At 41.4% G+C, this 12,205-nt stretch carries 15 protein-coding genes, 1 pseudogene and 1 riboswitch; of the genes and pseudogenes, 13 read left to right on the top strand and 3 right to left on the bottom strand.

Going from position 1 to position 12,205, the window contains the following annotated elements:
• Positions 1 to 93 precede the first annotated feature (93 nt).
• The 3 genes from AC5JL8_RS25845 (at position 94) to AC5JL8_RS25835 (ending at position 1,426) form a co-directional block, all read left to right on the top strand.
• Positions 94 to 417, top strand: a complete 324-nt coding sequence (locus AC5JL8_RS25845; protein ID WP_495882537.1) for a 2Fe-2S iron-sulfur cluster-binding protein — start codon at positions 94 to 96, stop codon at positions 415 to 417.
• Between the two features lie 283 nt (positions 418 to 700).
• Positions 701 to 1,099, top strand: a complete 399-nt coding sequence (locus AC5JL8_RS25840; protein WP_495882536.1) for a phage holin family protein — start codon at positions 701 to 703, stop codon at positions 1,097 to 1,099.
• Positions 1,100 to 1,246: 147 nt separating this feature from the next.
• Complete coding sequence (locus tag AC5JL8_RS25835; RefSeq protein ID WP_495882535.1) at positions 1,247 to 1,426, top strand: YqaE/Pmp3 family membrane protein; 180 nt, start codon at positions 1,247 to 1,249, stop codon at positions 1,424 to 1,426.
• Between the two features lie 290 nt (positions 1,427 to 1,716).
• Here the strand turns inward: AC5JL8_RS25835 and AC5JL8_RS25830 are convergent, their stop codons facing one another.
• Entirely contained in the window at positions 1,717 to 2,517 is an 801-nt protein-coding gene (locus AC5JL8_RS25830; protein WP_495882564.1) for a histidine kinase, read from the bottom strand.
• Positions 2,518 to 2,740: 223 nt separating this feature from the next.
• Here AC5JL8_RS25830 and AC5JL8_RS25825 point away from each other — a divergent pair, with 223 nt between their 5' ends.
• The 3 genes from AC5JL8_RS25825 (at position 2,741) to AC5JL8_RS25815 (ending at position 4,503) form a co-directional block, all read left to right on the top strand.
• Positions 2,741 to 2,965: a hypothetical protein gene (locus tag AC5JL8_RS25825; RefSeq protein WP_495882534.1), complete on the top strand. Its 225-nt coding sequence runs from the start codon at positions 2,741 to 2,743 to the stop codon at positions 2,963 to 2,965.
• A gap of 150 nt (positions 2,966 to 3,115) precedes the next feature.
• The gene (gene petJ / locus AC5JL8_RS25820; protein WP_495882533.1) at positions 3,116 to 3,451 is read left to right on the top strand and encodes a cytochrome c6 PetJ; all 336 of its coding nucleotides are present in this window, start codon (positions 3,116 to 3,118) and stop codon (positions 3,449 to 3,451) included.
• 32 nt (positions 3,452 to 3,483) lie between these two features.
• A complete protein-coding gene (locus AC5JL8_RS25815) occupies positions 3,484 to 4,503 on the top strand; it encodes an aldo/keto reductase (RefSeq protein WP_495882532.1) in 1,020 nt (339 codons plus the stop codon).
• A 109-nt stretch (positions 4,504 to 4,612) separates the two neighbouring features.
• On the opposite strand, the gene AC5JL8_RS25810 is transcribed toward AC5JL8_RS25815, so the two are convergent.
• A complete protein-coding gene (locus AC5JL8_RS25810; RefSeq protein WP_495882531.1) occupies positions 4,613 to 5,059 on the bottom strand; it encodes a hypothetical protein in 447 nt (148 codons plus the stop codon).
• Positions 5,060 to 5,546: 487 nt separating this feature from the next.
• On the opposite strand from AC5JL8_RS25810, the gene AC5JL8_RS25805 reads away from it, so the two are divergent.
• The 7 genes and pseudogenes from AC5JL8_RS25805 (at position 5,547) to AC5JL8_RS25775 (ending at position 11,927) form a co-directional block, all read left to right on the top strand.
• Entirely contained in the window at positions 5,547 to 5,891 is a 345-nt protein-coding gene (locus AC5JL8_RS25805) for a hypothetical protein (protein ID WP_495882530.1), read from the top strand.
• A 55-nt stretch (positions 5,892 to 5,946) separates the two neighbouring features.
• Complete coding sequence (locus tag AC5JL8_RS25800; protein WP_495882529.1) at positions 5,947 to 8,106, top strand: pentapeptide repeat-containing protein; 2,160 nt, start codon at positions 5,947 to 5,949, stop codon at positions 8,104 to 8,106.
• Positions 8,107 to 8,294: 188 nt separating this feature from the next.
• A complete protein-coding gene (locus AC5JL8_RS25795) occupies positions 8,295 to 8,789 on the top strand; it encodes a hypothetical protein (protein WP_495882528.1) in 495 nt (164 codons plus the stop codon).
• Positions 8,790 to 8,935: 146 nt separating this feature from the next.
• A riboswitch (cobalamin riboswitch) is annotated at positions 8,936 to 9,114 on the top strand.
• A 23-nt stretch (positions 9,115 to 9,137) separates the two neighbouring features.
• A complete protein-coding gene (locus tag AC5JL8_RS25790; protein ID WP_495882527.1) occupies positions 9,138 to 9,557 on the top strand; it encodes a DUF1636 family protein in 420 nt (139 codons plus the stop codon).
• A 43-nt stretch (positions 9,558 to 9,600) separates the two neighbouring features.
• Positions 9,601 to 10,344 (top strand): cobalt-precorrin-6A reductase, encoded by a 744-nt coding sequence (locus AC5JL8_RS25785; RefSeq protein WP_495882563.1) that lies wholly within the window; start codon positions 9,601 to 9,603, stop codon positions 10,342 to 10,344.
• A 71-nt stretch (positions 10,345 to 10,415) separates the two neighbouring features.
• A pseudogene (locus AC5JL8_RS25780) lies at positions 10,416 to 11,126 on the top strand (Uma2 family endonuclease).
• 309 nt (positions 11,127 to 11,435) lie between these two features.
• Positions 11,436 to 11,927: a vitamin K epoxide reductase family protein gene (locus AC5JL8_RS25775; RefSeq protein ID WP_495882526.1), complete on the top strand. Its 492-nt coding sequence runs from the start codon at positions 11,436 to 11,438 to the stop codon at positions 11,925 to 11,927.
• 50 nt (positions 11,928 to 11,977) lie between these two features.
• On the opposite strand, the gene AC5JL8_RS25770 is transcribed toward AC5JL8_RS25775, so the two are convergent.
• A partial coding sequence (locus AC5JL8_RS25770) for a hypothetical protein (RefSeq protein WP_495882525.1) occupies positions 11,978 to 12,205 on the bottom strand: 228 nt, incomplete at its 5' end.

Below are 12,205 nucleotides of genomic sequence, written 5' to 3'. Positions count from 1 at the left end.
ATAGCGATACCCTATAGAGTATTTAATACTTCGCGTGAAACTTCCCCAAAAGTAGAAAATAACAACAGTTAACTCTTGTATCCGTAATCACAGATGGTAGTTTATCAAGTTCGACTCATCAATCCTGCAATCGGGTTAGATCGCACCATTGAAGTACCAGATGATCAATATATCCTCGATATAGCAGAAGACTTTGGTATCCGCCTTCCCTCTGGGTGTAAACAAGGCGAATGTTCTGCTTGTGTTGCTAAACTTATCAGTGGTGAAGTTGATCAAAGTGAGCAAAAGTTTCTTAGTCCCAAGGAAATTCAAGCTAGTTATGTTATCACTTGTGTGACTTACCCGGTATCTGATTGCACCTTAGAAACCCATCAAGAACAAGTCTTATATAAATCGTCGCTTTACTACAAGCAATAAATTTTAGGAATTTGATATCTCTCAATATCAAATTCCATCAGGGTGATGAAATGGCAATATCAAGCAGCCTAAAAATTTAAGATTTTCTTTATAAAGAACTTCTCAAGCTCTCACAATAAAAGATGAAATAGTAAAATTAAAAACTAATTTTTCAGCTTGCTCATTTCTCAGCCAAATGGTAGAAGCAGAATCTACCCTGCTATTGAGGTTCAGACAGATTGAATAGGTAAAAATAGTATAAATAAGTTCACTCGTTCGAGAATCTGTTTCTGAGGTAAAAATAATGTTGGGACCCTTGTTAACAGCAATAGCTACAGCTTTGAGCCTGCTAATAGTTGATTTAGTTGTTCCAGGCGTTAATATTGCTAATTTTCCCGCTGCTATGATCGCAGCGTTAGTTATTGGTTTAATCAATGGTTCAGTAAAACCAATTCTTTCTACCTTATCTTTACCACTTAATTTCTTAAGCTTTGGAGCATTTTCGCTAGTTGTTAACGGTATTTGTTTCGCATTAGCAGCAGCGCTAGTTCCGGGCTTTTCAGCTAGGGGAATTATTGCTTTCCTTCTTGGGCCAGTGATTCTATCTTTTGCTAACACCTTCATTAACAACTACTTTGTTGAAAAAAATCTGGCTTTAGGCAGTGGAGATGTTAATAACAAGGGAGAATTACCTTCCAGCTAAATAACATTCAGGGTATAGATACTAGTTCCATTATGTATCTGTGCTAAATATCAGTCGTCGAATAAATATAATTCTTTAGGTGGATTTTATAATTCGGTGACCTTCATACAAATGTAAGTAAACCAATCAAACATTAGAATCGAAACCATGAAATTAACCCGTTTGCTTCTTGGCCTGTTGTTACCTCCGGTAGGAGTTTTTCTAGAAGTTGGTTTTGGCCCAACACTGTTCATCAATATTTTGCTCACACTGTTAGGTTGGCTTCCTGGCAGCATTCATGCAGTTTGGGTTATTGCCAAACATGAAGAGCAACTTAGAAGCTATTAAGTTTAGTTCCATAACTCCTCTTAAGCAAGACTTAATAGGGTGGTAATAACCATCCTATTTTTATTAGGTTTGATGAAAATATAACGACAGATTTAGTTCAAGATCAACTAATCATTAAGAGTTGATGTGGTAAGTAGAACAACGTTAAAAAGAATGAAAATAACCTGCTCTTCTTCCCGTATCAATACATAATAAAAATTAAGACCTCTCATAAAAAAAGAGAGGTCTTAATTTAGTTGAATTATTTATCTGTGGGTATCAAGAACCTAGAAAGAAAGAGACTTTAGAAACTATCTTCTAGGATTAATCGGTTGCTTATCACTGTGGTCTTTGTCTTTAAACCAGTCAGATGCTGTTAGCAGTAACTCTCGTAAAGATTGTTTTAGCTGGCGTTCTCTTCTAGCGATCGCACCTCCTGCTTCACCCAGTTTTTCATCGAGTTGCGATCGCTTCTGTTCTACTTGTATAGCCAGATTTTCTGCTTGGGGACGAGTTTTATCATACCAGTTTTTAGCTTCATCAAGGTAATTTTTTACCTCTTCAGAACGTCCACCGTAGCGTGCAGCTAAGTTAGCTCGCACAATAGCTAGTTGCGCTTGCAGTTGAGCATAACGTTTCTTCAGCAAGGCTGCTTCTTCACTATCTTTGATGGAATTGATAGCAGAGTCAATGACAGTTTTATTACTAGGTGACGTTTGATGATCTGTCTCTTCAATTTCTGCCAAAATTACATCCACATCTTGTTGAAGTTGTTCCTCTTCGCTATCTAGTTGAGCCTGTAGCTTTTGAAGTTCTGTCTGGGTTTTAATAATATTTTCATGTCTTTTGCTATTAACGCCTTCCAGCGCTCCTTCAATTGAAGCTGTCACTTCTTCTTTGATTTCGCTACCTTTTTCTTGGACGTTTTCAATTACCGCAGAAACAGCATCTCTAACAATGCTACGTAGTTCGGTAGAACCTGCTTTAAACTCAGAAGCTACCTGAGAAACTGCGGCTTTAACAATTTCTCGAATCCTGTCAGTTCTTAATTGCCCAGTTTCTTTAGCTTGTTGCAAGTCTGCTTGAATTTTCTCTTTGATATTGTTAGCCATGTTCAATTCTTGGTATTTAACTAATTTGGATATAATTTTCAAGACTCGCTCCTCTATTGCTATTATGTACCAGCCTTTTTGGGTAAGGTACTTCCTTTAGATAGAAAATCACTGCAATTGGACTTACTTTATCCTTCTGTTTCGCTGATATAGCTGTTAATGTGTAATCTATTTACACTTTGTGAGATGATTAATATTTATTGGTACAAAATGAGAGTTTCTTATGTGGCAGGTAAATATTAGTTGTTCTGAAGAAGCTTGGAAACTTTCTGGGGCTGAATTTAAAGCGTTAGCAGATAAATACCAAGGTGATTGCATTACTTCTAAAAAGATGCCAGATGGCAGGCGAATTATGGGATATAAAATTGACGATGTTAGCGATGCTGAGTCATTTCAAGAAGAGTGTCAAAGATTTTCTGGTTTTATAGCAGACTTTGAATCTTTGTAGTATTAGTAAGGCAAAAGGCAGATGGCAGGAGGCATAAGGTAAGAAAGTTTATTAAATAAGTTTTGTTTGATTTGTAAGTGCAAACTTATTTTTATATGAATGTAAGATAATTTACTGACAAATAAATGAACTAAAGTTAGGAGACATAAAGTGAATAAATTAATACAAATAATATTAGTTTTGTTTTTAATATTTATAAATATTCTTACCCCGTCTGCTAGTGCAGCAGAGATAGATAACGGGGCACAAATATTCGAGATTCATTGTGCTGGTTGTCATGTGAATGGTGGTAATATTGTCAGACGAGGCAAGACTTTGAAGAAAAAAGCGCTCAAGAAATATGGTATGGATTCTTTAGAGGCGATCGCATCCATTGTTATCAACGGTAAAAGTAATATGCCAGCTTATAAAGACAGGTTCACTACACAGCAAATTCAAGATGTCGCTGCTTATGTTTTAGACCAAGCTGAAAAAGACTGGCGTTAAATAATTCAAAATCCAAAATTCACCCATTTAAAATGAATTTACCCACAGTAAGCCGTTTACAATTTACTCCTGATTTAAACATTTGCCGCATCTTAAATGGAATGTGGCAAGTGTCTGGTGGACACGGAGGTATTGATCCCAAAGCCGCCATTCAAGCTATGTTCAAATATGTGGATGCAGGTTTTACTACTTGGGATTTAGCAGACCACTATGGCCCCGCGGAAGATTTAATTGGTGAGTTTCGCCGTCAAGTAATTGCTACTCGTGGCAAAGAAGCGTTAGCTAATGTGCAAGCCTTTACAAAGTGGGTTCCACGTCCTGGCAGAATGACTAAAAAAATCGTTGAGGAGAATATTAATATTTCTCTGAGAAGAATGGATGTCGAATCATTAGATTTGATGCAGTTTCACTGGTGGGAATATCAAGATAAAAACTACCTTGATGCCCTTAAATATATGGCAGAACTGCAAACTGAGGGCAAAATTAAGCATTTGGCTTTGACTAACTTTGATACTGAACACCTAAAAATTATTGTTGACGCAGGCATCAAAATAGTTTCTAACCAAGTACAATTTTCGCTCGTTGACCGTCGTCCTGAAGTAAATATGATTCAGTTCTGCCAACAGCAGGACATCAAACTTTTGACTTACGGTACAGTTTGTGGCGGTTTGCTATCAGAAAAGTATTTGGGTAAACCAGAACCGCGAGGATTTGACCTAGCTACAGTCAGCTTGAAAAAATATAAAAATATGGTCGATGCTTGGGGCGGTTGGCAATTATTTCAAGAATTGCTTTCTACCCTCAAATCTATTGCCGATAAGCATGGAGTTAGCATTTCTAACGTAGCAATGCGTTATATCTTAGATAAGCCTGCTGTCGGGGGTGTGATTGTTGGTGCGAGGCTTGGCATATCTGAACATTTAGAAGATAACGCCAAAATATTTAGTTTTACCCTAGATGCTGAAGATTTAAATCAGATAGATGCAGTATCTCAACAGTCACGAGATTTGTATCAGTTAATCGGCGATTGTGGCGACGAATATCGGCGGTAAAATCTCTACCGCCTAGCCAGTGTCGGGATTTAAAAGTAGTTGAACAAATATATTTTCTGTCATCCTAAACATAAAGAAAATTGGTATGAACTCATCTTAATTCCCAAATTTAACGTGAGTTCGACGGCTTTTTTTGTTGCGAAATCGAGAGGGTATAGCTAAACTTCCCTTTTGATAGTTCGCCTACATAAAGTGAGTATTCTCCCGCTTGCCAATAACCAGAAAGTTCTGGTTTGCCTCCAGAGTAACTATCTGCCAAGACACAGAAGCGTCCTCCAGGCCCTTCAATCAGTAGCGTTGGCTGTCCTTGGCTTTCTACTGTTACTCGCAAGTAAGGCAATGACTCTGTAACTCGAATAACTTGATTGGGTGCAGCAGGAATATTACCACAGTTGCTTTGGATCGAACCTCCAGAATTACCATTAAAAACCATTGGATCTGGATTAAAATTCGGATTAATTAAGCTTGGAGGCGTCTTCGCCAAATTAACATTGGTAATCGCCAAGCTCATCGCTAAAGCCGTGGGAATAACCGTAAATAGTGTACGCATTTTCATCTCAACTTAATGCTTCCAGCTGATTTTAGAGCCATATATCTAAGTTTTGAGACGATAATCATACGTCTTTGTTCCAATATGTAAGGTATAAATTTATATTTTATCTGTAAATAACTATATAGCTAAATATAAAATAAGCATGAAGTCACAGATGCTAGAAACTTAAGAACAGACTCCACTTGCTAGCAAACTATAGACAGAAATTTGCAGTCTGACGTTTCTAAAGTCAATGTAGCAGGCAATGGCAACGCCAATATATTAGGGAATGTCCGGATTTGAAATTATTGATGATGAAATCCCTGCCATGAAGCTGTGTGAAAAATTTATCTGTGTATTTTATGTGTGTATATTTTAATCAAATAATCAAAATGATACGGAAGCTTACCAGCAACAAACGTGATTTTGTCTCATATAAAAATGCCCTGCAACACAGACATTAGCTAAAATCACAGACAAAACCGCTTAAAAGCTGAGGCAGAAAAAATTAATGAATCCTCAACCTGAAGAAGACTTGCAGCGTCGCCTCCAAAAGCTTGAGGCAGAGATTAATTCTCTGTCAGGAGAAATTACGCAGCCAGAAGAGAAAAGACAGACATCTCAGTCTGGTTTTGTAAGCTTAAACTCGCAGCTAACACGATTGCGAACCTGGTTTAACGGACTGTCTGGAACACGAAAGCTTGTATTTTTAGGCGTAACGGTACTATTAGGTTTTGCAATTTTGCAAGCAGTCTTGAAACTCGTTGCGTCTGCCATCAGTCTGGCACTGTTAGCAGTGTTAGTGTATCTTGGATACAAATTTTTTGTGTCTAATAGCTTCCAACATAAAAAATAAGCTATTTTAACCACGCCGGGAACGGCGTAGAAATAAAGTTAAAGGAAATTATGCAATGGCGACCCCACTTGTCAGGAGAAATGATAATCAATCTAGTCAGTCAAAAGGCCCGGAAAAAGCCAAATCAGCGCCCTTAGTAACTAGGCGCTTTAGCGCTTGGGTAGTGGAAATCACATTAGTGGTTACCAGTGGGTTAGTTCCTTTCGGTTTGGGCGTGTATGCCAATTCTAGAAGCGATCTCAATCGAGTGCCGCTCAACCCTATGCTGGTAGTAACAGAAAGAGCGATCGCCCGACCATTAGCTTTGCCTGTCAGCTATGGTATTCGTAACGTAGCATGGCCGACTAATATTTTATGGACGATAGCTTTATTCGCACCCATGACAATCTCGTCGTGGCAATTATATTTACTAGCTAAAACAGGTAGTACAATTCCCAAGCGTCGGTTTGGTGTGCGCGTTGTGAGCGAGCAAGGTAAACCGCCTGGTTTGGGAGCAGTTGTAGTCCGAGAAGGAATTGGTCGTTTGACTGTGCCCTTATCTGTAGCTTATCTTCTTTGGCGCTACAGTTTAGCCTTTCCTAACTTAGGAATTTTCACAGCTTTAGCTCTATTGATGGTGTTGGGAGAAAGCATCGGTTTACCATCACGGCAGGGGCGACGTGCAATTCACGATATTTTAGCAGGTACTTACACAATAGATGCTACTCGCCCTTTGCCATCGTTCCTCTCAGCTGGTAATAAGCAAAATCAGTCAAGTCAGAGCAGTAGCACTGAGCAATCACCAGAAGGAAATCAGGAAGTAGCGATCGCGCCAGAAACTAAACGGATGCTGAATCCCTTGACACTAATACGGCGTAATCCTAGTCTAGCCCTCATAGGAGCGGCATTAGTCAGCATGGCTGCTGTATTAGCAACTTTAGTAGGTACTCAAGTCTACATCCAAACTCAAGAAACCCAGCGTAAATCTCAGCAAATAAACAGCCAACAATTTCTTGAATTAGTAAAACAGCTCAACGCCAGCTCCGGTGCTACTGATGAAGAGCGGCGGAGTGCAATTATGGCTATGGGTACTCTCAATGATCCGCAAGCAATTCAATTTCTTGTAGATTTTCTAGTCAAGGAAACCAATCCTGCCTTAGTAGATACGACTCAACAAGCTTTAGCCAATGTTGGTGTTAAAGCCCTTCCTGAACTAAAAAATAAGAATCAGTTTCTCGCAGGTGAATTAGAATCTGTAAACAATAATGCACTTCAAGCACAGGAAGTACAACAAAAGCTAAAACTCAACCAAAAAGCCATTAATAAGATTCTGGCTGTTTACAGTGGTCAAAGCAACCGCATTGACCTAAGCCGCACTCAATTGGGGCCAAGTGGTTCTGGTGATAATTCCCTCTTCAACTTGGTATTAGATAATGTTGATTTATCTGGAATTAAGTTAAAGTCTGCAAATCTTAACCAAGCCAGTTTTCGGGGTAGTCGCTTTCGGAGCGCGGGTGAGGATGGACGTTGGGATACCTACGATGATGTGATTGCTGATTTGAGCCAGGTTCAGATGAAGCAAGCCAATCTGACTGATGCCAACCTCAGCCGAGTTTTGATGAATCGTAGCGACTTGAGCCGCTCTACTCTAAACAGAGCTAACTTATCCAATACACGTCTAATTGGCGCTAACCTTAGCAGCACACAGCTAGTAGGAGCCGATCTGCGTGGTGCAGTTTTGGAGAATGCCAGTTTGACAGGAGCAGATTTAGGTGATGCAAAATTGCACGAAGCCGATTTGTACGCTGCTCGTTTAGGTCGTGTAATAGCGATCGGTACACAAATGCCTCATGCCAATTTAATCAAAACAGATTGGCAAGGAGCAGACTTATCCGGTGCTGATTTAGAACGTGCCAATCTCAGCAATGCTAACTTGAGTGCGACTCGGCTCACTGGTGCAGTTTTACGCTCTGCTCAGATGGAAAATGTTAATTTGGAAAATGCTGATCTAAGCCTTGTAGATTTACGAGGGGCGAATGTAGCAGGCGCTAATTTTCGGGGTGCGGTTCTCTCACCTACTAAACAAGATCCAGCAGATCAATTTGTCCAAACACCATCCCAAGGCTCAGTATCTGCGGTAGTGCAAGGAGTTGATTTCTCTCAAGCCAAAAACTTAGATCCGAAACAACTGGCTTACATTTGTACTCAAGGAGGGATTCATCCCCGTTGCCCATAGCTAATTTGAGATTTTGCGGAAATTTGAGCCAGTCGCTTACTAGCAACGCTGGACTCACCGCAGTTGCAGTTTAGTAGTTCCAACATTTAAAATTGCTTGACTATTACCGATCACCAACAACAGGGATAACATAGGTATAGGTATTAAAAGAAACCTTTACAAACCACGATGGTGTGAGGAAACGGGTAATGAAGTATCTTCCGTCTTTGGTTGTACTCCTGGGGGCTGGTGCGATGTTGAGTGTTGGTATGAGCACTCAACCAGCACAAGCTCAAGTAGCCTATGGCAGTTATGTTGGTATAGGTCCAGTGGTTGGGCTTAGTGACGGCCCCCAGCTTGGTGGGGTTATTGCGTTTCGCTATAAGCTTTTAGAATCACCGATTTCTTTCCGCGCTCAAGCTTTAATAGCTGACAGTACAGCAATTGTACCTACAGTTTCTTACGATGTTCCCCTAAATTGGCAAACTGATATCTACTTAGGCGCTGGTTTGGCGTTGGCTAGTGGTGAGAACTCTTCGCCTGTAGGTAATAAAATCAGTTTTGCCTTGCAACCAGGAATTGATTACGTCGTACCCAATAGCAACACTGTTCTTTTTGGCAACGCCATTATTGCTTTTGATGCTTACCGTGATGGCAGTGGTACTGCTCTTTCCTTACAAGGTGGTGTAGGTTTGAGATTTTAATTAGTAAATATAGTGTAAAACTGAGATTCCCAAGTCTTTTAGGCATGGGATTTTTTATTGTTTATAGGTTTTGCAGAATGCTAGCAGCCTCTGTCTTAGATTGTTCTGGATAATAATATCTGTTTCCTGAATGGAGCTAGTGTATGATCAAACAAGTCATGCGGTTCTGGTGGGGATCAGCCACCAGAGGTAACGGGGAAAGTTCGGTGCAAATCCGGCGCTGTCCCGCAACTGTAAACCAGTTTAAGATTTTAGATTAGCGAACTAAGTAATCAAAATCCAAACTTGAGTAAGTCAGGATGCCCACCGAAGTTGGCTTAATTTGTTCTACACATCTGCGAGGTACAGATGACTACAGCCAATATTTCCACAATCAGTACTAGTAGTGATTCTTGCCATACTTTATTTGTTTGTAAAACCTGTGCTAGCGTTTGGCAAGATGGAAAACGTTTAGGTGAAAGTGGCGGTCAAAAACTACTACAACAGCTTCAAGGCCTTGCACAAAATTGGCATTTGCGAGATGAATTCCCAATTCAAGAAGTAGAATGCATGAGTGCTTGTAATCGTTCTTGTGTAGTCGCCTTTGCAGCATCAGGTAAAATTACGTATCTCTTCGGTGATTTAGCTGTTGATGACAGTGCATCTGCTGTTTTAGAATGTGCTAGTCAATATTACAGCAAACCTGATGGTCTCCTGCCTTGGTCAGAACGGCCGGAAGCACTGAAAAAAGGTATTTTGGCAAAGATTCCACCCATACCTCTAAATTAACCACTAGCTGACTGCGAATTTTGTGGTGGAGTACTTAGCTATGATGCGCGTTTTGATTTTGGGTGGGACAGGAGATGCAGCAGAACTAGCCGCCAGAGTTGCAACAATCGCAGGAATAGAGGCGATCACTTCTTTAGCAGGGCGTACCCGCCAACCATCAGTCCCATTGGGTGAGTTCAGGATTGGCGGATTTGGTGGTGTAGCTGGACTAGCTAGCTATCTTCGTCAAATGAAAATTAACTTACTCATTGATGCCACTCATCCCTTTGCTACTCAGATATCTTTCAATGCGTTTGCTGCTGCCACTGAAGTCGGTATACCTTATTTAATGTTGAGCCGCCCCCCTTGGCAAAAAGTGAGTAGCGATCGCTGGATCGAGGTTGACAGCATTGAAGCCGCAGCCGCAGCATTGCCAAACAAGGCACAGCGGGTATTTTTAACTGTTGGTAGGCAAGAACTCGCTGCTTTTGCTCACCTAGAAGGAATCTGGTTTTTAATGCGGATGATTGATCCTCCTGCTCCTAATACTTTGATACCATCGGGTTTGATATTGTGCGATCGTGGGCCTTTTGCCCTCAATAACGAGAGAGAAATTCTCCTTCAACATAATATTGATACCATAGTCAGCAAAAATAGTGGTGGTGACGCGACTTATGCCAAGATTATTGCAGCGCGAGAAATGGATTTACAGGTTGTAATGGTGAACCGTCCAGCTACACCATCAGGGAAACAAGTGACCAACGTTGAAGATGCTGTAGCTTGGTTGCTTAAGAAGTTACACAGTTAGTTGCTGAACTACACAATAGTAATTCAAACTAAATAAGATGAAAGTGTTAACCCTACCTGGAGGGACGCTACATGGTGACACAACAGCAACCACAGCAACCGTATACAAACGAAACTCCTCCAGCTTTGATTCCATCTTTGGAAAGTGGGGATAGATTGTCTCGCCACGAATTTGAGCGTCGCTATCAAGCTATGCCCAAACACAAGAAAGCTGAATTAATTGAAGGAGTGGTCTACTTGGCATCACCTTTACGTTTTGAACGTCATGCAGAACCACATGGAAAAATAGTTATTTGGTTGGGAAATTATCAAATTGCTACTCCAGGCATAAAGTTAGGCATTGAACCAACAATACGGCTAGATCAAGACAATTAACCACAACCGGATGGAGTCTTGTTAATTGATCAAAAGCTGGGGGGAAAATGGCGTTTAACAGAGGATGACTACATTGAAGGCGCACCAGAGTTAGTTGCAGAAATTGCCGCCAGCAGTGCAGCTTACGATTTGCATGACAAAAAAAAAGCTTATCGGCGCAATGGAATTCAAGAGTATATTGTTTGGCAGATTTTGGAAAATCGCCTGGATTGGTTCCGATTAAGTGAAAGTGAATATGTGCCTCTAGAACCAGATGCAGAGGGCATTGTGAAAAGTCAGGTAATGCCAGGATTATGGTTAGCGGTGTCGGCGTTGCTTGCAGGTGATATGCCTGAAGTTCTAGCTGTGTTGCAAGCAGGGCTGAATTCGCCAGAACATACAGAATTTGTGAAGCGGTTCTCCCAGTAAAAGTATGGGATTATCAGTGTAATCTTAATTACTTAAAAAATTTACCTTAACGCACACCCCCGGTAGAAGAATAATTTTCTGCGGCGGAGGAACATTTGTAAGAACCAAAATTCATGATTAAATCTCTAGCTGTAACGCAACTAGAGATTTTTTGTGCAAAGCGATTGCACCTATCGGAATTCTATCCTCTGTCGGTAGAACGCCCCATGCACGGCTGATTTGATTATCAACGCATACGTTATAAAGGATTACCTTTTTATGAATCCAAAGCAACTGAGCCACGAACTGCGTCAAGGAAAGAACCCAGACATGACCCGTCGGCGATGGATTATTGGCTTGTCTATGCTGGGAGGCTCGATGGGACAACTCGTCACACTCTACCAAACCGGGATTGTTAGCCACTTACCCGATCCGCCAGTACCGTTTTTTGACGCAGACCGCGTTGACGCATCTGACTACGCTTACAGCCGACTCAACTCACCCGATGGCCCGTTAATGGTAGCTAATTACGCTCTTACTGCTTGGCTGGCTTCAGCTGGTGGTCTGGATCGGGCACGGCGCAACCCGCTCATACCAATTGCAATGGGCATCAAGCTCGTGATCGACTCAGCTGTTGCCGCAGAACTGGCTCGTGAGGAGTGGGCTGAGAACAAAGCGTTTTGCGAGTACTGCCAAGTTGCGACAGTTTGCTCGTTAGCGTCATTGGTACTCGCGTTACCTGAGGTGACCAGCGCTATCCGCACCCTGCTCGGACGTGGCGATAAGAACACCGCAACAGGCGGCAGCACCGGTAGGACTTAAACCTAAATGGGCAAGGTTTTAAGGCAGTTTCTAAACTCAGTATTGAGGAGCTACTGCGTTGCGGTGAGGAGTGCGTTCGGTCGCCAGACTTGAAGCAACTGCGAACCCGTAGACGCGTTCGCGGAGCATTGCCGCAGGCTAGCGGCTTCTCGCAGAGTAGGGGAGTTGTCCCCGTTGTAGTAACTGGCGTTATTGAGTTCTGAGTAAAAAGTAAGGTTTTCTCCCCAATTCCTCAAGTCTTTTTGTGTCTTTTTCATCATCATGCATGAAAATTTTTT

The sequence above is a fragment of the Mojavia sp. genome (genome assembly GCF_059505145.1).
This window is presented reverse-complemented; position numbering and strand designations above follow the sequence as displayed.